This window comes from Pseudomonas sp. Root562, from assembly GCF_001427125.1.
GTDB lineage: Bacteria > Pseudomonadota > Gammaproteobacteria > Pseudomonadales > Pseudomonadaceae > Aquipseudomonas.
The window spans coordinates 203,358-226,660 of the sequence record NZ_LMGK01000026.1; the positions used below are offsets into that span (position 1 = coordinate 203,358).

Consider the following 23,303-nt stretch of genomic DNA (forward strand, 5'->3'; position numbering starts at 1 on the left):
GTAGGTGATGATTACTGGCGCTTGGTAGGTTTGTCGGACGAGGCCACAGTGCCGCCGCCGCAGTTTATGTAAGAAGATGACTTCAGCCAGCGCTGATCCGGGTAGTAGGAAAACAGCAGTTGCCCGTCTTTCATCGAGTCGATCAACCGATGAGCAATCGCCGGCCGAACTGCCGGGCAACCGAGGCTTCTGCCAATCCGGCCGTTCGCCCTTGCCAGGACTGGACTGACGTACGGCGCGCCATGAATGACGATTGCCCGGTCATAGGCGTTATCGTTGAACCCTGGTTCCAGGCCTTCCATGCGCAATGAATAGCCGTTCTGGCCGCGATAGCTTTCCTGGGTACGGAACAGGCCGAGGCTGGTGGCGAAGCTTTCGTTCTGGTTGGAAAACTGGGTGGCCATGTTTTCGCCGCTGTTGCGGCCATGGGCGACAAGCTCGTGGAACAGCAATTTGCGCTTTTTCAGATCGAACACCCACAGACGTTGTTCGGTCGAAGGCAGGGAGTAATCGATCACTGCTAGTCTCTGTGCCGCAGCTGCGCCTTGAGCGCGAGTGCATTGGGTGGCACGGACCGCCAGGGCAATGACCTTGGCATTGGCATTTGGAGCAGCTTTGGCCAGCGCGACTTCAAGCGAATCGGCGTAGGCTGTTGGAAGGTAAGCCGACGTCAACAGCAGCGCTGTGTATAGAAAGCCAAAGCGGTGTAGCGTCATAAAAATGTCTCATCAGGAATATTTCGAGTCTAGCAGCGAGTTGGACGCTAGCCCTTTGATTACGGGAGATTAAGGATTATCCATGGGTCAATTAACAAGGTTATTCGTCATAAGCCGTGCACTTTTTATGGTCTTTCTGATCAGCGGCACTGCGTTGGCAGAAACTTCGCCGATCATGCCGGTAACTCCGCCAACCAGTCCGCTGGCCGCCGCGCCCGACGATGTCGTCGGTCAGTCGATCCAGGCAGCGCTGGAACCACTGCAATCTTCATTCCCGCCGCTCCTCACTTCACGCAAACATCAGCGATTGGATGTCGGCCGTGTAGTGATGGATTTTTATTCCCATCGCAACTTCCGTGCCGCCTGGACTGACGGCCGTGACTTCTCCCAATTGCTCAAGAGCCTGAACGAAACAGAAATCGATGGCTTGGTCCCGACGGATTTCCATGTAGCGGAATTGGCTCAGGCGCAACTGGCGATCCAGACTACCGCACCGACACCGGCCCAGTCGGCCGCTTTTGATCTTGCGGCTACCCGCACTTACATCACCGCGCTGCTCCAGTTGCGTCGTGGCAAGGTCGATCCGGCGCGGCTGGATTTTCACTGGAACTTCGACCCGGTCGGGGTTGATCCCCGTGAGGATGTGAATAGTTTCTTCACCGCCCTGAACGATCACGATGTGGCACGCGCATTTGCTCAAGCGCCACCGCAAGAGGCGGTTTATCGCAGCATGCGGGTGGCCTTGGCGCAGTTGCGCCAGGTCAGGGATTCCGGCGGCTGGCCAAAAGTGACTGAAGGGCAATCTCTCAAACCTGGTATGGACGGCGTGGCGGTGATGCAATTGCGTTCCCGATTGGCGGCGGGTGGCTATCTGGAGCCGCACAACGGCAAACGCACTGATTACGACGACAAAGTCATCGCAGCAGTGAAGAAGTATCAAATTGAGCAGTATCTGGGCGCGGATGGCGTAGCGGGGGCGGCCACTCTGGCGGCGTTGAACGTGCCTGTGGAAGCGCGGATCGATCAGGTCCGGGTGAACATGGAGCGGGCGCGGTGGTTGCTGTACAAACTCCAGGGTACTTTTGTCGTCGTTGATATTGCCGGTTACAAGGTCGCGCTGTATCGCGATGGTCAACCGATCTGGCGCTCCCGGGTGCAAGTCGGCAAGCCATTTCGCAGCACGCCGGTGTTCCAGTCGGAAATTACCTATGTGACGTTCAACCCCACGTGGACCGTGCCACCAACGATTCTGGTCAAGGATATGCTGCCCAAGATTCAACAGAATCCTGGCTATCTGGCCGCGAACCGAATCAGAGCGCTTGACCGGGAAGGCAATGTACTCGATCCGTCGGGCATCGATTGGTACAACGCACGCGGCATCACCTTGCGTCAGGATGCTGGTCCGGAAAATTCCTTGGGCCAGGTGGTGATTCGCTTCCCCAACGATTACGCCATTTATTTGCATGACACGCCGCACCGCGAGTTGTTTGCCAAGTCCATGCGCGCTACCAGTTCCGGCTGTATTCGGGTGGAGAATCCGTTGCAACTGGTCGAATTGCTGTTCAACGATCCGGTGCGCTGGAACAGCGAAGGTATTAAAAAGCAGTTGGCCAACGGCAAGACCGAAAACATCAAGCTGCCAGTCAAGGTGCCGGTGTTGCTGGCTTACTGGACGGTGGACTTGAGTAACGATGGGCGAGTGACGTTCAAGCCTGACGTCTATGGTTATGACTCTCCAGTCTTGCGCCGGTTGAACATGCCGACGGAGTTGCCCGTACTGGACTTGCAGAAGGCGACAACTTCTTTGGTGGTGACGGGGAAAAACAACTAAGGGCGGGATAGCTCGCTGACGATAAATGCAGCCCTGCGGGAGCAGCGTCAGGCGTCATACGCTGTCAGACGAATGTGTCGTGCGACGCAAGGGAACCTCTGGCCAAGCGGTTCCCATTTTTGCTTTGCAAACCCGTAGACTTGGCGCCCGGAACCAAGGGATATGGGCCTGGACTCATGACTTGCCCTTTTCAGGACGCGCTTTTGCCCATTCACCTCGACGACCAGCACCACGCCCCCGGCGATGCATTGAAGCGCCTGCCCTTGCGCAAGGCTGCGGTGCTGTTCATCGCCACGGTGTGTCTTTGCCTGTGTGCCTTGCTTTATCTGCAACTGGAGCAGTCCCGGCGACACGACCTGAATCAGGCTCAAGTGGCATCGTCGAACCTCACGCGTGCCATGGCACAACAGGCCGAAGATACCATCATGAAGGCCGATCTGGTCCTGACCAGCCTGGTGGACTGGATTCAACTCGACGGCTCCAGCCCGGCGTTCAAGTCACGATTACAGAAAACCTTTGTCCGACGGGTGCAGTCGCTGGATCAGTTGCACGGCATCCTGTTGTTTGATCAAAAAGGCCAGTGGATCGTCAGCTCATTCGAGAATCTGCCCCGGGGTCCCGGTGTGGCGGATCGCGAATACTTCAGGTTTCACCAGCAGAATGTCTCGTCCGTGGCGCACATCGGCGCGGCCATTCGCAGTCGCGAAAACGGGGAGTGGATCATCCCGATTTCCAAGCGGGTGAACGGCAGGAACGGCGAGTTCCAGGGCGTTTTGCTGGCAGGGATCAAAATGTCTTACTTCGACCAGTTTTTCAGAAGCTTCAGCATCGACGAAGAAGGCTCGATGTTCATTGCGTTGACCGATGGCACGCTTCTGGCGCGCCGTCCGTTCGTGGAGGCACAGATCGGCACGTCGCTGGCCAAGGGCGAAATCTTTCAGAACCTGTTGCCACGGGCGACCTCTGGCAACGCGATGTTCCCTTCGTTGGTGGATGGGATCGTGCGGTTACATGGCTATCGACAGCTACACGCTTATCCGTTGGTGGTTTCGGCGGCATCGTCCAGGGAAGCGATTCTGGCGGGGTGGTACGACACAGCGTTTCGCTCCAGCTTCATCGTCGCGCTGGTGATGCTGGGGGTCGGACTGTTTGGCTGGATGTTTATCCGTCAGGTTCGGGTCGGCGAGCGAGTCGAAGCGGATTTGCGCAGGGCTCAGCAAGCCCTGGAATTGATCGCCACCCACGACAGCCTTACGGGTCTGGCCAACCGCCGCTTGTTCGAACGAGCGCTGGATATCGAGTTCGGCCGCGGCGCACGCCAGCACACTGCGCTAAGCCTGATCATGCTCGACATCGATTTTTTCAAGCGCTACAACGACACTTATGGTCATGTGGTCGGTGACCATTGCCTCGCTCAAGTCGCGCACGCCGTGAAAGGTTGTTGCCATCGCAAGGCTGATCTTGCGGTGCGTTACGGCGGGGAAGAGTTCGCCGTGCTGCTCCCTGATACTGACATCCATGGTGCCATGACCATTGCCGAGCAGATCCGCCGCAGCGTCATGGACAAGAACATCAGCCACGCCGGGTCGCCTACCGGTTTTGTAACGGTCAGTCTCGGCTGTTACTCGTTCATGCCGACGGGCCGCGACAGCATGGAAGTGTTTATCCAGCGGGCTGACGCTGCGCTCTATCAGGCCAAACATTCGGGGCGTAATCGTTCGGCGGTGCTGTCGATGGAGGGCGGTGTGGAGGCGCTGATGCGTTCGGATCGGTGAAGGTGCTTTATTGGCTTGTTTCATGTATGCAACACATCTTCCAGCCGACTGTCTGCCTGTCAAATGTCGTGCATTTGATCGTCTAGAGTTGCGTTAGCCCTGCCGAAACGGTCAGGGCCCCCTTCGCATGGACGATCGCCAACATGTTGATAACCCAAGCATTGACAGCCGTTGCCTTGACCCTTGCAGCCTCCGCTATCTTCCCGCTGGTCAGTCACGCGCAATCGAAAATTACATCTGCAGAAGCTCACGCTATTGGCGTTGATGCCTACATTTATTTCTATCCGCTGTTGAGTATGGATATCACCCGAAAGCAGTTCACCAACATCGAGCCGGGCAAGGAATTCGGTAAGGGCCCGATGAACATGTTTGTGAACGTGCCGGAGTATCCACCGGCAAATTTCAAAGGGGTGGTGCGTTCGAATTTCGACACCTTGTATTCCATCGCCTGGCTCGACTTGACCAAAGAGCCGTTGGTCATCGCCACGCCGAATACTGACGGGCGCTTTTACTTGTTGCCGATGCTCGACATGTGGACCGATGTATTCGCTTCACCGGGCTGGCGCACCACGGGAACCGACGCCGCGCAGTTTCTGGTGACGCCACCGGGCTGGACCGGCACGGTGCCTGCCGGTTTAAACCATTTGCCGGCAACCACGCCTTTTGTCTGGGTCATCGGCCGCACCAAAACCGACGGCGCAGCGGATTACGCGGAGGTGCACAAGATCCAGGCTGGCTACACCGTGACGCCGTTGTCGCGGTTGGGCAAGAGCGCTGAACCGGTCAGCATCAAGATCGATCCGGCTGTGGATATGAAGACCCCGCCGAAGATCCAGGTCGACACGATGTCGGCAGCCACCTACTTCGCCTATGCCGGTGAATTGCTGAAAATGCATCCCGCCCACAGCACTGATCAGCCGATGCTGGCACAAATGAAACGTATCGGCTTCGAGCCCGGTAAAACGTTTAACCTGGATGCAATGGACCCGGACGTCAAAGCGGCGTTAGAGACGGTGCCCGAAGAGGCACAGGCGCTGATGAAATGGAAATTGGAAACCCTGGCACGAGTAGCTAACGGCTGGTCGATGAACACTGACACCATGGGCGTCTACGGCAACTACTACTTGAAACGGGCGATAGTTGCCCAACAGGGGCTCGGCGCCAATTTGCCCGAAGATGCGATTTATCCTCTGAACATCGGTGATGCCAACGGTAAGCCCCTCGATGGCGTGAACAAGTACGTGATGCATTTCGCCAAGGGTGAGGCGCCTCCGGTGAACGCATTCTGGTCGATCACTCTCTACGATTCTGAAGGCTTCCAGGTCGGCAATGGCCTCAATCGCTTTGCTGTTAGTAGCTGGATGCCTTTCAAAACCAATGAAGATGGCTCACTGGATATCTACTTCCAGAACGAAAGCCCCGGCAAAGATCTTGAGGCCAATTGGCTACCGGCCCCCAAAGGCCCATTTAACCTGACCATGCGCCTGTACGGGCCAAAGGCCGAAGCGCTGAACGGCAAATGGAACCCGCCCCCGGTCAAACAGATGTGAAATACGAGCAATGGAAAAGCAGCCGATGAAGGACGGTCATCGGCTGCGTTTGTTTGTTCAGCTGCCTGTCCCGCCGCCGGCACCACCGGTTCCACCACCTGCAGAGCCGGTCCCTCCACCCGCGCCTGAGCCGCTACCACTACCACTTCCTGCACTGCCGCTCGAGGAGCCGGTAGCGCCGCCGTCACCGGCGTTGCCACCCGAGGGCGCTGAGGGGGTGTTATCAGGTGGCATGACCGGGCCGCTGGTGGCACCGGATTTGGTGTTGGTTGCATCGGGGCTGTCGGTAGATTCCGCAAAGGTGTGCACGGACATCGCGGACAACAATCCGGCCAGTAACAACGAAGTCATTTTGATGTTCAACATGGTTACGTCTCCACAAAAGTGAGTCGGTTCCTGATGTTGGTGTGGACGGCGGCAGGGTTGGTGCCGGTAGGGTGACGAGCGGCGCAGCCTGTGCCTTGTTGGCGCTGGAATGCGTACAAATCCCTTGCAAATCAGCGGGCCGACGCAACCACTGGCAAGTTCCTGCGGTCACAGCCAGGACAGCCAGGAAATGGAGCGTTGGTCATGAAAAAACTGCGGATCGCGACGTTCAACGTCAACGGTATGCGCGCACGGCTGCCAAACCTGCTTGCCTGGCTCGAACGCGAACGTCCAGACATCGCCTGTTTACAGGAACTCAAATCAGCTGACAGCGCATTCCCCGCAGCGGAGCTTGAAGCCATTGGTTATGGTGCGATCTGGCAAGGGCAAGCCTCGTGGAATGGGGTAGCGATTTTGGCGCGCGATGCGCAACCGCTGGAAAGCCGCCGGGGGTTGCCGGGCGACGACAGCGACAGTCACAGCCGCTACCTGGAAGCTGCCGTGCATGGAATTCTGGTGGGTTGCCTGTACCTGCCCAACGGCAATCCACAGCCGGGGCCGAAGTTCGATTACAAACTGGCGTGGTTCGAGCGCCTGATCCGCCACGCGCAGACGCTGCAAAGCAGTGAGCATCCGGTGGTGCTGGCCGGCGACTACAACGTGGTCCCGACCGATCTGGATATCTACAATCCGCGCTCGTGGCTCAAGGATGCGCTGCTGCAACCCGAGAGCCGAGCGTGTTTTCAGCGTCTGCTGGATCAGGGCTGGACCGACGCCATCCGGCATTTGTACCCGCAGGAACGGGTCTACACCTTCTGGGATTATTTTCGTCAGCATTGGCAGACGAATTCCGGTTTGCGCATTGATCATCTGCTCCTTAATCCGGCCCTGAGTCCTTACCTGGAGGAGGCTGGCGTCGATGCCTGGGTCCGAAATGAACCCCATGCCAGTGACCATGCGCCAACCTGGATTCAACTGGGTACGCGCAAGCGTCATTGATTTGTCCCGCCAGCCGATTGGTTAAATCAATTGTCGTGCGCAGTGGTTCGTCCCTTATACCTGGCGGCCATTGGCGGAATGATCCGCCGCTTGCGTGCATAAGGACTGAACGATGAGCGAACCACGCCTGACCAATCGTGCGCTGTATTTGCAACGGCTGGGCTTCGATACCCCCCCGGCGCCGACCCTGGAGACCTTGCGTCAGCTTCAATTGCGCCACACCGGGGCTTTCCCGTTTGAAAACCTGACGACCTTGTCCGGCGAGCCGGTGCTCATCGATCTTGGGTCGATCGAGCAAAAAGTCTTGCATCAGGGACGCGGCGGTTACTGTTACGAACTCAATTATCTGTACCTGACCTTGCTGCAGGAACTGGGTTTCGAAGTGCGTGGCATCAGTGGTCGCGTGGTCATGGGCCAGCCCGAAGGCGCATGGACGGCGCGCACCCATCGCTTGAGCCTGGTGACGCTGGATGGCGTGCGTTACATCACCGATGTCGGTTTCGGCGGCATGGTGCCCACCGCGCCGCTGCTGCTCGACAGTCCCGCCGAGCAACCCACGCCACACGAACCCTATCGCATCGAACAGCACGCTGACGGCTACACGCTTCGTGCCAAGGTCGGCGACGAGTGGCGGGCGATGTACATCTTCGATCTGCAGCGTCAGGAAGATATCGATTATTGCGTCGGCAATTGGTACGTCTCGACCCATCCGCAATCACCCTTCGCCCGTCAGCTGATGGTGGCGCGGACCGGGGAGGGTTGGCGCCGCACCCTCAATAACGGCAGCTTTGCGATCCATCGCATCGGCCACGAAAGCGAGCGTCGGCAGATGGCCGACTTGCAGGACCTGCTTGGCGTGCTGGAAGGCGAGTTGGGTATTCGGGTGCCAACCCAGGCGACGTTAATGCGCACACTCGAACAGCTTATCAAGCTGCAATAGCGCCATTATCGTGTGCACAAGAAAGGGGCAGATTGCATCAATCTGCCCGTTTTTGTTTATTGGCCAGGGTCTAGGGCCGAGCGTCGGGCTCCATCACGCGATGAATTTCGTTGAGGGCCTCGAGCAGTTTTTTCTCCAGGCTTTTCAATTCCGTGGCCGTGATGCCCGGTTTTAAATGTCCAGTCGTATTCGTTTCAGCCGTTTTGCTCGAATCGGTGAGCAAAGCCCGTCGCAGGATGTTGTTGATTACGGTCTGGTAGCCGTAGCCCTCATCTTCTGCCAACGCGCGTGCGGCCTTGATGACCACGTCATCAAGCATGATGGTGATGCGGGTTTTGCCTTTGCCCGAGGCAACTGCCCCGCGCTTGGCATCGCTAAAATCGTATTCGTCTTTCATGGTTCAAGCCTCCAGATACTGGCGCCGCTCGTTTTTGCTGGCGAGGCGCGCAGAAATGATTCGAACGAAATTCGGATCACGATAGGTGTATGCAACGACCAATAAACGCCCTTTGCCATCCAGCCCAATGGTGATCCAGCGCTGTTCGTCATGGTGGTCGTCCTGCAATGTCAGAGCGCGCTCGTCATGGAAAACCGGTTCAGCCTCGGCGAGGCTGATGCCTTGGTGCTTGAGCTTGTTGGCTGCGTTCTTTGCCTTGTGGTACTGAATTTCGAATGACTTCATTATGCATACTTTATATGTATATGGAAGGAGGCGGTGTCGACCGATCGTCGCCATGCATTCAAAAGACTAGTGGGCGCAGGAGAATGGCTCGGCTGGATGTATTTCAAGGAATTAGGAGAGGCAGGAGCGCGGTGGCACACAGTCTGCATGACTGCTCGTTCATATTTTGACGGGCAAGTTGTATACAACTCTATAGACATTTGTCCTGAGTCTTGCATACAGTGTGCGCATAACAAAAACCAGGGAACCCCCTAACATGAAAACGCCCCATGTTTCACACCAACGGCCCGAAGACGAAAACCTCGGGATCGGCGCGAATATGGCTTACGGCCTGCAACATGTTCTGACCATGTACGGTGGCATCGTCGCGGTGCCTTTGATCATCGGCCAGGCTGCCGGGCTGTCGCCGGCGGACATCGGTTTGTTGATTGCTGCTTCATTGTTCGCGGGGGGGCTGGCCACGTTGCTGCAAACCCTGGGTCTGCCGTTTTTCGGTTGTCAGTTGCCGCTGGTACAGGGTGTTTCGTTCTCGGGTGTCGCGACCATGGTGGCGATTGTCAGCAGCGGCGGCGAGGGCGGGTTTCAATCGATTCTGGGCGCGGTGATAGCGGCGTCCCTGATTGGATTGCTGATAACGCCGGTGTTCTCACGAATCACCAAGTTTTTCCCGCCCCTGGTCACGGGCATTGTGATCACCACCATCGGCCTGACGTTGATGCCGGTGGCCGCACGCTGGGCCATGGGCGGTAACAGCCATTCCCCAGAGTTCGGCAGTATGGCCAACATCGGCCTGGCCGCAATGACGCTGGTGCTGGTGCTGTTGCTGAGCAAGATCGGCAGCGCGACCATCTCCCGTCTCTCGATCCTGCTGGCAATGGTTATCGGTACGGTGGTCGCGGTGTTCCTGGGCATGGCGGATTTCTCATCCGTCAGCGAGGGTCCGATGTTCGGCTTCCCGACCCCGTTCCATTTCGGCATGCCGACCTTCCACTTCGCGGCGATCCTGTCGATGTGCATCGTGGTCATGGTGACCTTGGTGGAAACCTCGGCGGATATCCTGGCTGTCGGTGAAATTATCGACACCAAGGTCGACTCCAAGCGTCTGGGCAATGGCCTGCGCGCTGACATGCTGTCGAGCATGATCGCGCCTATCTTCGGCTCTTTCACCCAAAGCGCCTTCGCCCAGAACGTCGGGCTGGTGGCGGTGACGGGAATCAAAAGTCGCTACGTGGTGGCCACAGGCGGCCTGTTCCTGGTGATCCTTGGCCTGTTGCCGTTCATGGGGCGGGTCATCGCCGCCGTGCCGACGTCTGTCCTGGGGGGCGCCGGTATTGTGCTGTTCGGCACCGTGGCAGCCAGCGGCATTCGTACACTGTCCAAAGTCGATTACCGCAACAACGTCAACCTGATCATCGTCGCCACTTCCATCGGCTTCGGCATGATCCCGATCGCTGCACCGAACTTCTACGACCACTTCCCAAGCTGGTTCGCCACGATCTTCCATTCGGGCATCAGCTCTTCGGCGATCATGGCGATCGTACTCAACCTGACCTTCAACCACCTTACTGCCGGTAACTCCGATCAGCAGTCGGTATTTGCAGCGGGTACTGAGCGGGTTCTGCGTTATCAGGATCTGGCGGCGCTGCGTGAGGGTGATTACTTCAGCGACGGCAAACTGCACGACTGTGATGGCAAGGAGATTCCGGTGGTCGAGGCGGACCACGGGCATGGCGAGCCACGGGCAACGCTTGCGAAAGCCAGTGAGCATGTCTGACGGTTGAGTGAATGAAAAAAGGCCGATCTGTTGAATGACAGATCGGCCTTTTCATTGTCGGTTTCTATTGCCCGCTTTGCGTCCAGCGCCCCATCAACGTATTCGACGGCAGTTGTTCATCCAAGAGCTTTCTCGCCGTTTCCACTCCGGCCACCGGCAGCCCTTCAGGGTTCAACAAGCCGATTTGCACCAGCACGCTGGCTTGGTCCCAGTAGATATGCTCGTGGTAGAGCTTGTCCCCTCGAAACTTGATCACCCCCAACATCGGAATCTCGACGTACTTTCCGGTCGGAGCCACGTTGGGCAGCATCCAGTCGATTTCGCTGCTGTGGGTGAAGCACATGATGAATTCATCGACGATCTGCAATGCGCCAATGGTGCGCGAGATAGGGATGAGCTTCATGTCCGCTGGATTGCCGTGGACAAAATGGTGTTGGTAGAAACGGCTGAGTTCCTTGGCGCCGACGCCGCCGGTCATGGTGGGAATATGGTTGACGTAGGGCTCGGCGACCATGGTCGCCATTGTGGCAGGTACGTCGCGGGTCTCGAACTCGTGGCGGATGTGTTCGTCCCACAGGGCCGACAGATTGAAGTGTGGGCCGATCTCGCGCTTGAGAGCGGCGATGCTGCGTTCATGGGCCATCAGCGAGGACGGCTTGTCGTAGTGTGAGCTGCCGGCCCGGGCGAAAGCGTGGTCGACGCCTGGGTACACGTAGACTTCGGCTTTGGCATTGGCTGCCAGGTGCTGGCTGATTTGGGCGCGGGCACTGGCGTCGCAATAGCCATCGTTTTCGGCAAAATGCAGGACCAGCCGGCCCTTGAGGTTTTCCGATTCGTGCAGCAGGTGCTCGATACCCATGCCGTAGTAGCCGACGGCACAGGCCACGTCGGTGCGCGTTGCAGTCAGCCAGGCCAGTTTGCCCCCCATGCAGAAGCCGACATAACCCAGGCCCGTGTCTTCGACTTCAGGCAGTGCGCGCAGGGTGTTGAAACTGGCGTCGATGTCATTGACGGCCTTGTCCACGTCCAGGCGCTGGAACAGGTCGATGGCCACGGCGAAATCCGCTTCGGTGTAGCCCAGGTCAACGTCCGGTTGCAGGCGCCAGAACAGGTCTGGCACCAACGCCACATAGCCTTCCTCGGCATAGAAATCGGCCACTGCGCGCATGTTGGCGTTGATCCCGAAAATCTCCTGGCCGATTACCACGCCGGGGCCTTTGCCGCTGGCCGGCAAGGCCAGGTAACCGCTGAACGTGGCGCAGCTGTCCGTTGCCCGGATCTCAATCATCTTGCCCATGTCATCTACCTCATTCGGTTATCAGGAGTTATTGGCTGTCACGGTGTTGTTGGAACCACGCGCGCGGCGACACGCCACGGTCTGGTCCGAGAATCGAAAAGCCGCCGTCCACCGGTACATCGACACCGGTCATCCAACCGGCACCGGTGCTGCATAGAAAGGCCACGACGCTAGCTATCTCATGGCCGCGACCGATGCGGCCGAGCGGGTGAAAAGGTGCCCCGACCCGATCGGCCAGCTGCGGGTCGTTGTCGCTCAGTTCGGCGACGCTGGGCGACCAGGTCCAGGCAGGTGACACACTCAGCACCCGGATTTGTTCCGGAGCCAGGGTCATTGCCAGGTTTTTTGTCAGTTGCAGGATGCCGGCTTTGGAGGCGGGGTAGAGCGCGCGCCCGGCCGCGCCGAACTTGCCACCGGTGCTGCCGATGTTGATCACCACGCCACCGCTGGGCAGATGCACGGCGGCCTTCTGGGTAAAGATCGCCGCCGACACCAGATTGACGTTCAGGGTTTTCAGCCACTGTGCGCGGTTCGAGGCCAGGCCTTGATCGGCGTACAGGCAAGCGTTATTGACCAGTATGTCGAGCCGGCCGAAACGGGCCAGCGTGGCCGCGATGCACGCGTCGATGTCCTCGTCGCGCTCCACATCACATGCCGAAAATCCGCAATCGAGTTCCTGCGCCAGTGCCTGGCCACTGTCGGCGTTGCGCCCCACCAGCATCACCCGTGCACCCTCGGTCGACAGCTGCCGAGCAATGTCCAGGCCCAGACCCTGGGTGCTGCCGGTCACAATCGCCACTTTGCCTTCGAGCATCATGACAAGTCCTCCAGAGCTTCATTGACCTGACGGATTCGGGCGATCAGCGCCATGCTCGCCAGCGATGCCGCGTGTGCGCCGCTGTCTGCGCTGGCGCAGGCATCCGCTGCGACCGTCACCTCGAAACCGCAATCCACCGCATGGCGCACCGTACTTTCCACCACCGAGTGGGTCGCCACGCCGGCTATCAAAAGGTGCGAGGGATTGAATTGGCGCACCACGGTTTCAAGCGGCGAGCCATAAAACGCATTGATCCGCTGATGGGTGACAACGAACTCACGGCGGCTGTTGAGGGGGGCCAGAGCGCCGAGGAATTCCGCGCCCCAACTGCCTTCCCGGACGGCGCCAAGGGTGGCGACCGTGCGCAATATCGGCGCGTTCTGGATCAGGTCGGCGTAGTCCGGTCGGAACGCCACACGCACGTGAACGATTGGCCAGCCCTTGGCGCGTGCGCCGGCGAGCAGTCGGCCGGCAGCGTCGAGCAGCTCAGCACGCACGCCGTCATCGGCGCCCAGCCCGACCTGAATCTTGCCTTCGGGATGCAATACGTCGTTCTGATAATGCAGGGCGATCAGCATCGGCGCGTTCATCACACGAATACCTCAAGATTGGCGAACACATCGTTGCAGTTGATGAGGTCCACGCGCTTGAGCTGGATCTGCCAGCCGCCGCTTTCCCGGGCGGCCAATTTATAGGTGTAGCGACCGGCGAGCTGGCGTTGCTCCAGACGCCATTCGCTGTACTGGAAGCTGGCGCTGACCACCAGCAGGCCCTGGGCATCTAGACCTTCAACCATCACGTTGCCGACCAGGTGCGCGGTTTGCGTCTGCGGTTGCTGCGACCAATTGCGGGCGTTTTCCACGCGGCGGATCCGCACCTCGCGCAGCATGCGGTTTTCCCAGAACAGCGAGATATGGTCGAACGGGTTGGCTTGCTCGTGCTTGTGCGGCACCCAGTACATGCCGGTGTCGGTGAACAGCTTGTCCCACTCCCAGAAACGCCGCTCATCGAGCAGACGTGCCTCTTGGTAAAGAAACTGTTCGAGCTGGCGCAGGGTTTCGACGGGAACCTGGGCGGGAGTCAACTGGCGGGTGTCGACGTCGATTCGGCGGTCAAGCAGCATGGGTGCTCTCCTTGGCGATCAGGGTGGCGGTCATGAACTGTTTCCAGGCGGCGAACTGGTTGCGCATCGGCAGTTCGCTGGTGCCGTTGGTGGACACTGCTCCGTCTTCCAGCGGCTTATCGGTGCCCGCGTAGCGGTGCATGCTGATCCACTCGCCACCGCGGGTCATGTTGCCTTCCTGACAGCGGGCATAGACTTCGACGTCGTCGGGCATCACGTTGGAGGAGGGCGAGTTGATGACGTTGGCGTAGGTCAGCGCGCGGTCGAACACGGCATCCGGAGCACCCTTGCAGCGGAAGGTCTGGATCTCGACCATGGTCTGGTCCACGGCGATGGGGCGGATGACCCGGAATTGCATGAACACCGTGTGCGGCGATCCGCTGCCGTAAATCACCGTGTTGTGGCGGTTCATGCCCAGAATTTCCTTGGCGCGCTGCTCGCCGTAGGCTTGGCTCAGGCATTCGAAGTGAGCGCGGGAGACCTCGTCGCGCTCGGCGGCGGCCGGGTCGAAGATCGCTTCCATGTAGCCGTGGCCGTTGTGGTAGGCGCGCAGTTCGAGTTTTTCCCAGAAGTCGTAGGGTTCGCCGTTGCCGTCCATGATCAGCAACTCGAAGGGCATTTCACCGATGGCTTCGGCTTCGCCACGCGCCGCGTCTACCGACGATTCGTGGGTCACGCGGGCATGCATGGTGTCGTGCAGGTTCTCGTAGAACACCTTCCAGTTGGAACGCTGCTGAACACGGAAGATGCCGCCTGCGACCTCGACTTCACCGATCGGTGAGCGGTCACAGAGGTTGTCGATGGAGGTGATGACGCCGCCCAGGAAAGATTTCAAGTCCGGTCCGAACGCTGCCTGGCTGGCGAACACGAAGCCGCGATAGGTCTCGACGCGGGCAACGCTGACCATGGAAAAATCCGGGTGCTTGGGGTCGTAGCAAGTGCCTTCGAATCCACTTTTGAGCGGTGCCGACAAATGTTGGCCGTCGAGTTTGAAGGTCCAGGCGTGGTACGGGCAGCGGAAGAATTTGCCGACACTGCCGTCACCGTCGGCGACCAGTTTGGCGCCCTTGTGCGGGCAGCGGTTGTACAGCACGCTGACTTGCTGGTTGGCGCCGCGCACCATGATCACGTCCTGATCGCCGATGCGCGTGGTGTGGTAATCGCCGGGGTTTTTCACCTGACTTTCATGGCCAACGTAGATCCAGGCGTTGCCGTAGATGCGCTCCATTTCCAGCTTGAACAGGGTCGGATCGGTGTAGACGCTCTTGTGTACGCTGTCCTCGCGAATCAAGGCAGCAATTTGCTCGTTGGTCGGTATCACGGGATGTCCTCGGCTTGTCACAGATCGAGCACCAGCAGCGCGCTGCTGGCACGGGAGACACAGGTGCAGAAACTGCCGGTGGCGCGTTCGCGCTCCGACAGGCAGATGTCACGGTGGTCGGGCTGACCGTCGATGACCTGGGCGACGCACACCCCGCAGTCACCTCGTCGGCAATCGAACATCGGATCCAGGCCGGCCTGGAGCATGGCGTCCAGCACGCTTTGCCCGGCGGCCACCTGCAGGTTCACGCCGCTTTCGCGCAGGTGCACTTCAAAGCCTTGATCGCCGGCCATTTCCAAAGCGCCGCTGAACAGTTCGTAGTGCAGGTGATCTTCTGCCCAGCCCTGTTCGCGAGCGCAGGCCAGCACGCTGTTGAGCAGCGCAGTGGGGCCGCAGATATAGAGGTGCAGGCCGGGTCTTGGCGCGGCAAGGATCGCGGCGGCAGGCAAGCGCTTTTGCGGGTCGCCGCCGCTGATCCAGCAATGGTGGTCGAGGCAGGCGCGAGCTTCTGGCAGATAGGCCATCTGCGTTTCGTCGCGACCGGCGTAATGCAGGGTGAAGGACTTGCCCGCTGCTTGCAGTGACCGGGCCATGCTGAGCATCGGCGTGATACCGATGCCCCCGGCGATCAGCAGGGCATGCTCGGTGGCTTCACACAATGGGAAGTGGTTGCGTGGCGCCTCGGCCAGCAGTTCATCGCCGACCTTGAGCGAGTGCACCCAACGCGATCCACCTGTGCTCGACTCTTCGAGCTGAACGGCGATTTCGTAGTGTGCACCATCGGGCAGGTTGACCAGCGAATAGGCTCGGCGTTGAGCGCGACTGCCAGGGACATGCAACTCAAGGTGCGCCCCGGCGGTGAAGCCGGGCAAAGGCTGGGCGTTGCTGGACACCAGCAGCACGCGGCGGATTCTTGGGGTCAGAGGCTCGATCTGTTGGACCCTGAGCGAGAGGCTGGACATACGCAATTCCTGTCTGAATTCGTAGCCACTGTATGAAGCCTCAGAGGGTCAAAAAAGCCGCAAACGGCAAACCGGTATCCACTTCTGGCGAGAGTGATTGTTGCAGGAGCGAGGCCCGCTCCTACCGGTTCAGGAACTCAAGTAAAACCCGCAAGTGTTCACCCTCAGCCTTCGCCAGATCGTCCAGCACTGCAAAGTGATGACACCCTGCAAGCTCGACCAGGCTCACGGCCTGCCCGGCCTCGCGACAGGCACTGGCGTACTCGCGGGAATGGCGTATCAACTCCGGCAACTCATCTGCGCCCACGGTCAGCAGCAGCGGTGCGCCATCGCCGATCAGCCTTTGCGGGCTATAGCGCTGGATGTCTTCGTCGCTCAGTTGCAGCTTGTCGTTCAGCCAGCAACGGCTGATGGGTTCCAGCTCCATCAGGCCGCTGATCGGCATGGCCAGGGTCACCAGCGGATGCCGGCGATGCAACGCAGTCAGGTGGCCACCCGCCGAGTGCCCGCACAGCACCACCTGCTGGCCGATGTTGAAAAATTCGCGATGCGCCAACAGGTAGTCCAGAGCCTTGCCGATCTGGCCGACGATGGTGCCCATGCTTGCCTCGGGCGCCAGGGTGTACTCCAGCAACCCGACATTGCAGCCGGCCTCGATCAGGCCTTCTGCGATAAAGGCGTAGTCTTCCTTGTCCGAGGCCTGCCAGTAACCGCCGTGAATGAACAGCAGTGTCGGCGCCCCGGCATTCGCCTGGGCGTACCAGTCGAATCGCTCGCGTATGGCATCGCCATACGCCAGGTCACGCTGCCAGGCATGGCGCTTGTAGGTCTGGGCACTGCGTTGACGAAAGCCCTGCATGATCTGTGGAAAATTACCCACGGCGGCGACGTTGTTGTAAGCCTGATCGAGGTCCATGTCCGCTCACACTCCCAGGTAGCGTTGTGACAGTTCGGGTTGCGCCGCCAGTTCCAGCGGTGTGCCGTCCCAGACCTGTCGTCCCTTCTCGATGATGTGATGACGGTCGACCACCCGCGCCATTTCCTTGAGGTTCTTGTCGATCACCAGAATCGTCTCGCCCTCGGCCTTGAGGGTGGCCAGGCAACTCCAGATCTGCTCGCGAATGATCGGTGCCAGGCCTTCAGTGGCTTCGTCGAGAATCAGCAGGTTGGGGTTGGTCAACAACGCGCGGCCGACTACCAGCATCTGCTGCTCGCCGCCCGACAGGGTGCGTGACAGTTGGTCCTGGCGCTCCAGCAAGCGCGGGAACAGTTCATAGACCCGCGCCAGATCCCACTTGCCCCGCGTAGCGGTGGCCAGCAGATTTTCCCGCACGCTCAAGGTTCCGAACGCGCGGCGACCCTCCGGCACCAGGCCCAGGCCGGCCTTGGCGATGCGATAGGGCGCAGCTCCACGCATTTCCGTGCCGTTGATGCGGATGCTGCCGGCACTGGGCTTGAGCAATCCCATGATCGACTTGACCGTGGTGGTCTTGCCCATGCCGTTGCGGCCGATCAGCGACACCACCTGGCCCTGCTCGATGCTCAGGTGCATGTCGAACAACACCTGGCTCAAGCCGTAGCCCGCTTTCAAACCTTGAACCTCAAGCATGTTCTTCTCCCAGGTAAGCGGCCCGTACTTGCGGGTCATTGCGCACTTGCTCGACGCTGCCGGTCAGCACCGTCTGGCCATACACCAGCACCGTGATGCGGTCGGCGAGGGCGAATACCGCGTCCATGTCGTGTTCGACCAGCAGGATCGCGTACCGGCCCTTGAGGCTGTGCAGCAGCTCAGTCATGCGCGCAGATTCGTCGGCCCCCATCCCGGCCATCGGTTCATCAAGCAATAGCACCGAAGCTTCCTGGGCCAGTGCGAGTGCGATCTCCAGTTGCCGCCGTTCGCCGTGGGACAGTTCGTGGACCGGGTCTTGCGCGCGAAGACCCAGGCCCACCTGTTGCAAGTAGCCCTGCGCCGGTTCCAGCAGGCGGGTGTCGCGGCTCAGCGGACGCCACATGCCGAACGCCTTGCCGTCGCGGGCAGCGATGGCCAGGGCGACGTTTTCCAGCAGGGTGAACTCGGTATACAGCTGGCTGACCTGGAAGGCCCGCGCCAATCCCAGGCGCGGCCGCTGCCAGGCCGGCACGCGGGTAATGTCCTGGCCATTGAGGTGAATCTGGCCCTGGTCGGGAAAAATCTCCCCGGCGATCTGCGCGATCAGCGTGGATTTACCGGCGCCGTTGGGGCCAATGATGGCGTGCAACTCGCCCTTGGCCAGTTCAAGGCTGGCGCCGTTAGTGGCCTTCACCGCGCCGAAGGCCTTGTGCAGATCATGAATCGATAGTTGTGCGCTCATGGGCGTGCCTCCACAGCGGCGTTCGGTTTGATGGCAACTCTCTTCGGTTTGCGCTGCAACAGACTCAGCAGCAATCCGTAGACGCCTTTCTTGCCGAACAGCACCACCAGCAAAAGCAGAGGCCCGAAGATCAGCATCCAGTGCTCGGTCCACTGGCTCAGCACCTGTTCAAGTCCCAGGTAAGTGGCCGCGCCCAGCAGTGGGCCGAGCAGGGTGCCGACGCCACCGAGGATCACCATTGCCATCAGCTCGCCGGACTTGTGCCAGGCGCCCATGTCGGGGCTCACGAATAACGCGTAGTTAGCCCACAAAATCCCCGCCAGGCCACCGCCGGTGCCGGCGATCACAAACGCCGTCAGGCGATAGCGCAAGGGTTTGAGGCCCAGGCTGACGCTGCGCCGCTCGCTTTGCTTGAGCCCGCGCAACACAAAACCGAAACGTGAATTGACCAGTCGCCGGCACAGCAGCAACCAGCCGGCCAGCAAGGCCACGCACAGGTAGTAGAAGTGGTTGGCGTCACCCAGATCCAGCGCGCCGAAGGTATTGCGCTCGTTAAGCAGAATGCCGTCGTCGCCGCCGTACAACGACAGCGAACCGAGCACGAAGTAGAGCATCTGGCCGAACGCCAGTGTGATCATGATGAACTGCACGCCACTGGTGCGCAGCGACAGATAACCCACCAGCAGCGAGAGCAGCGCGCAGACCAGTAAGGCCAGGGGCCACACCACCAGCGCACTGTTGCTGCCTTCCCAGCCCCACAACGGCATGCCTTGCGAAGTATGAAAAGCAACGATGCCAACAATGTAACCGCCCAGGCCGAAGAACGCGGCATGGCCGAAGCTGACCATGGCGCCGTAGCCGATCAGCAGGTCCAGGCTGATGGCCGCCATGCCGTAGATGGCAAGGCGGGTGAAGAAGCTGACCAGGTAAGGTTCGTGCAACCAGTGAGCCAGCAGCGGCATGCAGGCGAATGTCGCCAGGCACGCGAGGTCGATGATGAGGCGTGGTGACATAGCGTTCTCCTCAGGCGCGGGCCGGCAGCAGGCCGCGTGGGCGCACCAGCAGCACCAGGGCCATGACGATGTAGGCGCTGGCGGAAATCAGCCCGGCGCTCAGGGTGCCGCTGGTTTCGCTGGGTAACAGCTGGTCCAGCAGCGGCGGAATGTAGGCACGGCCGAGGCTGTCGACCATGCCGATCAGTAACGCCCCCACCAACGCACCGCGCACCGAGCCGACACCGCCGACGACGATGACCACGAAGGTGGTGATCAGGATCTTTTCACCCATGCCGATTTCCACCGACAGAAGCGGTGCGGCCATGAAACCGGCCAGGCCGCACAGTACGCAGCCGAATACGAACACCAGGGTGTACAGCCGGGCGATGTTGACGCCCAGCGCGCCGACCATTTCGTGGTCGTCGGCACCGGCGCGAATCAGCATGCCCAGGCGCGTGTGGTTGATCAGCAGCCACATGCCGACAGCCACTACCAGCCCTGCGGCGATGAACAGCAGCCGGCTGACCGGGTACATCAGCCCCGGCAGCACTTCGACAAAACTTGAATACCACTCGGGTGTGGGCATCGCCGGTGGGCTGCGGCCGAAGATCAGGGTCAGCAGTTCGTTGCTGAAAAACACCACGGCCAATGTCGCCAGTACCTGATCCAGGTGATCGCGATTGTAGAGGCGGCGCATGATCGAAGTTTCGATCAGCGCACCGTAACAGGCCGAGCCGATCAGCGCGGCCAGGCCACCCAGCCAGAACGAGCCGGTGGCCATGGCGGTGTAGGCAGCACAGAACGCGCCGACCATATAGAAAGCACCGTGGGCCAGATTGATCACGCCCATGATGCCGAAAATCAGGGTCAGGCCTGAGGCCAGCAAAAACAGCAAGGCGCTGTATTGCAGGCCGTTGAGAATCTGTTCGAGCAATAACATGACTGCGTTCCTCACGAAAACGCCCCGCAGCTGTGCTGCAGGGCGAGGACAGGGCTCAGGTGCCGGTCAGATCGAGCATTGAGCGGCGTAGCTGTCGACGTGGCGGGTCGCCAGGGTCCTGATCGGCACTTCCACCAGCTTGCCGTCGGCACCGGCCTGCACTTGCAGCAGGTACCAGTCGATCACCGGGTGCTGGTTCTGGGCGAAGCTGAAGTCACCGCGAATGGAATCGAACTGGACGTTCTTCATCGCCGCGCGGAAAGCCGGCTGGTCTTTCAGATTGCCCTGGGAAGTTTTCAGGGCGGCGCCGATCAGCCGTGCCGTGTCGTAGGTCTGGGCGGCATACACCGTCGGGGCGCGCTTGTATTTCTCGGTGAAGGCCTTGACGAAGGCCTGGTTGGCCGGGTTGTCCGATTGCGGGTTCCAGAGGGTGACGACGTTGGTGCCCTTGGCCACATCGCCAACGGCGGCGAGCATGCGTTCATCCATGGAGAACACTGGCACCACCATCGGGATTTGCGCCGACAGGCCCGAGCCGCCGTATTGCTTGGCGAAGTTGATGCCGCCACCACCCGGATGAAACTGGAAGATCGCATCCGGTGTCAGTGCACGCACGCGCGCCAGTTCCACCGAAAAATCCAGCTGGTTGAGCTTGGTGTAGATCTCGGTCACTTCGCCCTTGAAGGTGCGCTTGAAGCCGGCCAAAGCGTCCCGACCGCCCTGATAGTTGGGCGCCAGAATCACCATCTTCTTGTAGCCCAGCTCGTTGGCAGCGACACCGGCCATTTCGTGCGGGGTGTCGTTCTGGTAGGAGCCGACGAAGTAATTGGCCATGCATTTTTCACCGGCCAGGGTCGAGGGCGCAGTGTTGTTGCTGACGTAGAAGGCGTCCTTGGTGGCGGTGTTGATCACGGCCGCCAGCACGTTGGAAAAAATCACCCCGGTATACAGCGAAATGCCGTCCAGGCTCATGCGGTCGGCGATCTGCTTGGCCTTGGCCGGTTGCAGGCCGTCATCTTCCACGATGAGTTGCACCGGCACGCCGCCGAGCTTGCCGCCTTCCTGATCGATCGCCAGCTGGAAGCCGTCTCGCGAGTCTTCGCCCAGGTAGCCGGCGGGGGTGGAGAGGGTGGTGATGAAGCCGATTCGGACAGGCTCCACGGCCTGGGCAGCCGTCGCTGCGCAGAGGGAGGTTGCCAGACATGCACGCAATACCAGGTTTTTCATGAGGCGGCCTATGAAGTAGGTCGTGCCAACGCACGGTAGATGTCGATGAGGGCAGTGATTCGGTGTTCGGTCGGGCCGATTGATTGTTGTTATGGGTGCTGCGTCAGCTGTTGCTCTCGGTGAACTTCTCCAGGTAAAGACGGCTGTGGTCCAGGCCGTGGTGCTGGCGCCAGTCCTTGATCGACTCGACCATCGGCGGCGGGCCGCACAGGTACAGGTCAAATGGCTGGTCACGCAGTTCGGCCAATTCGAGGTGTTCGGCGATGTAACCGGTCTTGCCCGGCCAGTCGGGGGCGGGGTTGCTGACCACCGGCGTAAAACGGAATCCCGGGATTCGTGCGGTATAGGCTTCGATGCGCGAAACCTCGCACAGGTCCGCGGCCTCGCGCACGCCGTAGTACAGGTGCACCGGGTGGCCGCAGCCTTGCTGCGCGGCGATCTGATCGAGCATCCCGAGGAATGCCGACAACCCGGTGCCGCCGGCTACCATCACCAGTGGCCGGTCGACATGGCGCAAGTAGAAGGCACCCAGCGGCGCCTCCATGTGAATCACGTCGCCGACCTGGCAGCGATCGCGCACGTAGTCGGTCATCACGCCGCTGGGCAGCAGTCGGATGAGGAACTGCAAGTTGCTGCTGCCCGGCGCGCAGGCAAAGGAATACGAGCGCCGATGTTCGGTACCCGGTACTTTCAGGCGAGCGTACTGTCCCGGCAGATAGTCCAGCGCCGCGCCCGCTGCGCCGACTTCCACATGCACGATGGCGGTGGTCGGGGAGACTTGCCGCACCTCGCTCACAGTGCCATGCAGGTTGCTCGGGCCGTTGCTGCCGCAGAGGCTGGAATCGAAATCGAAATAGAAAGCCGCGTCCGACTGCACGCGCGTCTGGCAGGTCAGCATTTTGCGCTCTGCCAGGTCGCTGGCGGACAAGGCTTCATCGTCCACATAATCCTGGGTGTACTGCCCGGATTCACAGCGGCCCTGGCAGGTCGCGCAAACCCCTTCGCGGCAGTCCAACGGAATCTTGATTCCACTGCGCAGGGCCGCGTCGAGCAGGATTTCATTGTTCTGCACGTTGCAGAAGAGTGTTTTGCCGTCGGCGAAACTGAAGGCGACCTTGTACGTCATGAGCGTTAATCCGCAGGGTTCAGAGATGGTAGAAATCGAGCACGGAGTTGATCGTGTCGTTGAGCAGAACCACATGTTTGCGGGCGATTTTCCAGCTCTCGCCGTCGGGGCGCAGACGATACGTGGCGTGGCCGAAGAACTGTTCGGCGGTCTGCATGCGGTAGTAGAGGGTGTTCCAGTTGACGCGCACTTCCAGCTCATCGTCCTGCAGCGACGCGATGCGCACATTGCTGATCAGGTGCAGGGTGCGCGGCATCGGGATGGTCGACGCCGCCTTGCCGGTGCGAATACGGAACACCCGGTCTTCCAGGCCGCCCCGGTTGGGGTAATAGATCAGCGACATGCCTTTTTTCGGGTCGGTGGTGTAGACATGTTCCGAATCCCATTGCGGCAGATGGAATTCGCTGTCGTCGCTGAACATGGCCAGGTAGGTGTCCCAGTCCTGGGCATCGCAGGCTTCGGCTTTACGGTAAAGAAATTGCTCGACGCGGTATTGCAGTTGCGAATTCAT

The 23,303-nt window shown here is 60.1% G+C and carries 24 protein-coding genes; 6 read left to right on the plus strand and 18 right to left on the minus strand.

Going from position 1 to position 23,303, the window contains the following annotated elements:
• Nucleotides 1–11 precede the first annotated feature (11 nt).
• A complete protein-coding gene (locus ASD60_RS27730; RefSeq protein WP_056857071.1) occupies nt 12–716 on the minus strand; it encodes a murein L,D-transpeptidase catalytic domain family protein in 705 nt (234 codons plus the stop codon).
• An 82-nt stretch (nt 717–798) separates the two neighbouring features.
• Here ASD60_RS27730 and ASD60_RS27735 point away from each other — a divergent pair, with 82 nt between their 5' ends.
• From ASD60_RS27735 to ASD60_RS27745, 3 genes are all read left to right on the plus strand, one after another.
• Nucleotides 799–2,547 carry a L,D-transpeptidase family protein gene (locus tag ASD60_RS27735; protein WP_056857072.1) on the plus strand — a complete coding sequence of 583 codons (1,749 nt, stop codon included), beginning with the start codon at nt 799–801 and terminating at the stop codon, nt 2,545–2,547.
• 176 nt (nt 2,548–2,723) lie between these two features.
• The gene (locus tag ASD60_RS27740) at nt 2,724–4,322 is read left to right on the plus strand and encodes a sensor domain-containing diguanylate cyclase (RefSeq protein ID WP_442966033.1); all 1,599 of its coding nucleotides are present in this window, start codon (nt 2,724–2,726) and stop codon (nt 4,320–4,322) included.
• Nucleotides 4,323–4,465: 143 nt separating this feature from the next.
• Complete coding sequence (locus ASD60_RS27745; protein ID WP_056857073.1) at nt 4,466–5,872, plus strand: DUF1254 domain-containing protein; 1,407 nt, start codon at nt 4,466–4,468, stop codon at nt 5,870–5,872.
• Between the two features lie 57 nt (nt 5,873–5,929).
• Here ASD60_RS27745 and ASD60_RS28675 read toward each other — a convergent pair whose 3' ends face one another.
• Nucleotides 5,930–6,238: a hypothetical protein gene (locus ASD60_RS28675; protein ID WP_082557690.1), complete on the minus strand. Its 309-nt coding sequence runs from the start codon at nt 6,236–6,238 to the stop codon at nt 5,930–5,932.
• A gap of 204 nt (nt 6,239–6,442) precedes the next feature.
• Between ASD60_RS28675 and ASD60_RS27750 the strand changes: the two genes are divergently transcribed.
• Both ASD60_RS27750 and ASD60_RS27755 read left to right on the plus strand, forming a co-directional pair.
• A complete protein-coding gene (locus ASD60_RS27750) occupies nt 6,443–7,237 on the plus strand; it encodes an exodeoxyribonuclease III (RefSeq protein ID WP_056857074.1) in 795 nt (264 codons plus the stop codon).
• A 112-nt stretch (nt 7,238–7,349) separates the two neighbouring features.
• Complete coding sequence (locus tag ASD60_RS27755; RefSeq protein WP_056857075.1) at nt 7,350–8,177, plus strand: arylamine N-acetyltransferase family protein; 828 nt, start codon at nt 7,350–7,352, stop codon at nt 8,175–8,177.
• Between the two features lie 70 nt (nt 8,178–8,247).
• Here ASD60_RS27755 and ASD60_RS27760 read toward each other — a convergent pair whose 3' ends face one another.
• Nucleotides 8,248–8,574 (minus strand): BrnA antitoxin family protein, encoded by a 327-nt coding sequence (locus tag ASD60_RS27760; RefSeq protein ID WP_056857076.1) that lies wholly within the window; start codon nt 8,572–8,574, stop codon nt 8,248–8,250.
• A gap of 3 nt (nt 8,575–8,577) precedes the next feature.
• Nucleotides 8,578–8,859, minus strand: coding sequence for a BrnT family toxin (locus tag ASD60_RS27765; RefSeq protein WP_056857077.1), 282 nt, complete (start codon nt 8,857–8,859; stop codon nt 8,578–8,580).
• A gap of 256 nt (nt 8,860–9,115) precedes the next feature.
• On the opposite strand from ASD60_RS27765, the gene ASD60_RS27770 reads away from it, so the two are divergent.
• Nucleotides 9,116–10,633 carry a nucleobase:cation symporter-2 family protein gene (locus ASD60_RS27770; RefSeq protein WP_056857078.1) on the plus strand — a complete coding sequence of 506 codons (1,518 nt, stop codon included), beginning with the start codon at nt 9,116–9,118 and terminating at the stop codon, nt 10,631–10,633.
• Between the two features lie 64 nt (nt 10,634–10,697).
• Here the strand turns inward: ASD60_RS27770 and ASD60_RS27775 are convergent, their stop codons facing one another.
• From ASD60_RS27775 to antB, 14 genes are all read right to left on the minus strand, one after another.
• On the minus strand, nt 10,698–11,930 hold the full coding sequence (locus ASD60_RS27775) for a dienelactone hydrolase family protein (protein WP_056857079.1): 1,233 nt from the start codon (nt 11,928–11,930) through the stop codon (nt 10,698–10,700).
• A gap of 28 nt (nt 11,931–11,958) precedes the next feature.
• A complete protein-coding gene (locus tag ASD60_RS27780; protein ID WP_056857080.1) occupies nt 11,959–12,747 on the minus strand; it encodes an SDR family oxidoreductase in 789 nt (262 codons plus the stop codon).
• Nucleotides 12,744–13,337 (minus strand): cysteine hydrolase family protein, encoded by a 594-nt coding sequence (locus ASD60_RS27785; protein ID WP_056857081.1) that lies wholly within the window; start codon nt 13,335–13,337, stop codon nt 12,744–12,746. The genes ASD60_RS27780 and ASD60_RS27785 overlap by 4 nt, the downstream gene beginning before the upstream one ends.
• Nucleotides 13,337–13,870 (minus strand): aromatic-ring-hydroxylating dioxygenase subunit beta, encoded by a 534-nt coding sequence (locus tag ASD60_RS27790; protein ID WP_056857082.1) that lies wholly within the window; start codon nt 13,868–13,870, stop codon nt 13,337–13,339. The genes ASD60_RS27785 and ASD60_RS27790 overlap by 1 nt, the downstream gene beginning before the upstream one ends.
• Nucleotides 13,860–15,191 (minus strand): aromatic ring-hydroxylating dioxygenase subunit alpha, encoded by a 1,332-nt coding sequence (locus ASD60_RS27795; protein WP_056857083.1) that lies wholly within the window; start codon nt 15,189–15,191, stop codon nt 13,860–13,862. Before ASD60_RS27795 ends, ASD60_RS27790 begins: the two co-directional genes overlap by 11 nt.
• A 17-nt stretch (nt 15,192–15,208) precedes the next feature.
• Nucleotides 15,209–16,153 carry a PDR/VanB family oxidoreductase gene (locus ASD60_RS27800; protein WP_056857084.1) on the minus strand — a complete coding sequence of 315 codons (945 nt, stop codon included), beginning with the start codon at nt 16,151–16,153 and terminating at the stop codon, nt 15,209–15,211.
• 121 nt (nt 16,154–16,274) lie between these two features.
• Entirely contained in the window at nt 16,275–17,069 is a 795-nt protein-coding gene (locus ASD60_RS27805; protein WP_056857085.1) for an alpha/beta hydrolase, read from the minus strand.
• 6 nt (nt 17,070–17,075) lie between these two features.
• Complete coding sequence (locus ASD60_RS27810; protein WP_056857086.1) at nt 17,076–17,762, minus strand: ABC transporter ATP-binding protein; 687 nt, start codon at nt 17,760–17,762, stop codon at nt 17,076–17,078.
• The gene (locus ASD60_RS27815; protein WP_056857087.1) at nt 17,755–18,504 is read right to left on the minus strand and encodes an ABC transporter ATP-binding protein; all 750 of its coding nucleotides are present in this window, start codon (nt 18,502–18,504) and stop codon (nt 17,755–17,757) included. Before ASD60_RS27815 ends, ASD60_RS27810 begins: the two co-directional genes overlap by 8 nt.
• Nucleotides 18,501–19,517, minus strand: a complete 1,017-nt coding sequence (locus ASD60_RS27820; protein WP_056857088.1) for a branched-chain amino acid ABC transporter permease — start codon at nt 19,515–19,517, stop codon at nt 18,501–18,503. The genes ASD60_RS27815 and ASD60_RS27820 overlap by 4 nt, the downstream gene beginning before the upstream one ends.
• 10 nt (nt 19,518–19,527) lie before the next feature.
• Nucleotides 19,528–20,439 carry a branched-chain amino acid ABC transporter permease gene (locus tag ASD60_RS27825; RefSeq protein WP_046038155.1) on the minus strand — a complete coding sequence of 304 codons (912 nt, stop codon included), beginning with the start codon at nt 20,437–20,439 and terminating at the stop codon, nt 19,528–19,530.
• A 66-nt stretch (nt 20,440–20,505) separates the two neighbouring features.
• On the minus strand, nt 20,506–21,666 hold the full coding sequence (locus tag ASD60_RS27830; RefSeq protein WP_056857089.1) for an ABC transporter substrate-binding protein: 1,161 nt from the start codon (nt 21,664–21,666) through the stop codon (nt 20,506–20,508).
• Between the two features lie 103 nt (nt 21,667–21,769).
• Entirely contained in the window at nt 21,770–22,792 is a 1,023-nt protein-coding gene (gene antC, locus ASD60_RS27835; protein ID WP_056857090.1) for an anthranilate 1,2-dioxygenase electron transfer component AntC, read from the minus strand.
• Nucleotides 22,793–22,811: 19 nt separating this feature from the next.
• A complete protein-coding gene (antB, locus tag ASD60_RS27840; RefSeq protein WP_056857091.1) occupies nt 22,812–23,303 on the minus strand; it encodes an anthranilate 1,2-dioxygenase small subunit in 492 nt (163 codons plus the stop codon).

What these genes read in the sequence shown, in the direction of transcription:
- ASD60_RS27730 (WP_056857071.1), bottom strand. Translation starts at nt 716, where the DNA reads ATGACGCTACACCGCTTTGGCTTTCTATACACAGCGCTGCTGTTGACG.
- ASD60_RS27735 (WP_056857072.1), top strand. Translation starts at nt 799, where the DNA reads ATGGGTCAATTAACAAGGTTATTCGTCATAAGCCGTGCACTTTTTATG.
- ASD60_RS27740 (WP_442966033.1), top strand. Translation starts at nt 2,724, where the DNA reads ATGACTTGCCCTTTTCAGGACGCGCTTTTGCCCATTCACCTCGACGAC.
- ASD60_RS27745 (WP_056857073.1), top strand. Translation starts at nt 4,466, where the DNA reads ATGTTGATAACCCAAGCATTGACAGCCGTTGCCTTGACCCTTGCAGCC.
- ASD60_RS28675 (WP_082557690.1), bottom strand. Translation starts at nt 6,238, where the DNA reads ATGTTGAACATCAAAATGACTTCGTTGTTACTGGCCGGATTGTTGTCC.
- ASD60_RS27750 (WP_056857074.1), top strand. Translation starts at nt 6,443, where the DNA reads ATGAAAAAACTGCGGATCGCGACGTTCAACGTCAACGGTATGCGCGCA.
- ASD60_RS27755 (WP_056857075.1), top strand. Translation starts at nt 7,350, where the DNA reads ATGAGCGAACCACGCCTGACCAATCGTGCGCTGTATTTGCAACGGCTG.
- ASD60_RS27760 (WP_056857076.1), bottom strand. Translation starts at nt 8,574, where the DNA reads ATGAAAGACGAATACGATTTTAGCGATGCCAAGCGCGGGGCAGTTGCC.
- ASD60_RS27765 (WP_056857077.1), bottom strand. Translation starts at nt 8,859, where the DNA reads ATGAAGTCATTCGAAATTCAGTACCACAAGGCAAAGAACGCAGCCAAC.
- ASD60_RS27770 (WP_056857078.1), top strand. Translation starts at nt 9,116, where the DNA reads ATGAAAACGCCCCATGTTTCACACCAACGGCCCGAAGACGAAAACCTC.
- ASD60_RS27775 (WP_056857079.1), bottom strand. Translation starts at nt 11,930, where the DNA reads ATGGGCAAGATGATTGAGATCCGGGCAACGGACAGCTGCGCCACGTTC.
- ASD60_RS27780 (WP_056857080.1), bottom strand. Translation starts at nt 12,747, where the DNA reads ATGATGCTCGAAGGCAAAGTGGCGATTGTGACCGGCAGCACCCAGGGT.
- ASD60_RS27785 (WP_056857081.1), bottom strand. Translation starts at nt 13,337, where the DNA reads ATGAACGCGCCGATGCTGATCGCCCTGCATTATCAGAACGACGTATTG.
- ASD60_RS27790 (WP_056857082.1), bottom strand. Translation starts at nt 13,870, where the DNA reads ATGCTGCTTGACCGCCGAATCGACGTCGACACCCGCCAGTTGACTCCC.
- ASD60_RS27800 (WP_056857084.1), bottom strand. Translation starts at nt 16,153, where the DNA reads ATGTCCAGCCTCTCGCTCAGGGTCCAACAGATCGAGCCTCTGACCCCA.
- ASD60_RS27805 (WP_056857085.1), bottom strand. Translation starts at nt 17,069, where the DNA reads ATGGACCTCGATCAGGCTTACAACAACGTCGCCGCCGTGGGTAATTTT.
- ASD60_RS27810 (WP_056857086.1), bottom strand. Translation starts at nt 17,762, where the DNA reads ATGCTTGAGGTTCAAGGTTTGAAAGCGGGCTACGGCTTGAGCCAGGTG.
- ASD60_RS27815 (WP_056857087.1), bottom strand. Translation starts at nt 18,504, where the DNA reads ATGAGCGCACAACTATCGATTCATGATCTGCACAAGGCCTTCGGCGCG.
- ASD60_RS27820 (WP_056857088.1), bottom strand. Translation starts at nt 19,517, where the DNA reads ATGTCACCACGCCTCATCATCGACCTCGCGTGCCTGGCGACATTCGCC.
- ASD60_RS27825 (WP_046038155.1), bottom strand. Translation starts at nt 20,439, where the DNA reads ATGTTATTGCTCGAACAGATTCTCAACGGCCTGCAATACAGCGCCTTG.
- ASD60_RS27830 (WP_056857089.1), bottom strand. Translation starts at nt 21,666, where the DNA reads ATGAAAAACCTGGTATTGCGTGCATGTCTGGCAACCTCCCTCTGCGCA.
- antC (WP_056857090.1), bottom strand. Translation starts at nt 22,792, where the DNA reads ATGACGTACAAGGTCGCCTTCAGTTTCGCCGACGGCAAAACACTCTTC.
- antB (WP_056857091.1), bottom strand. Translation starts at nt 23,303, where the DNA reads ATGAATTCGCAACTGCAATACCGCGTCGAGCAATTTCTTTACCGTAAA.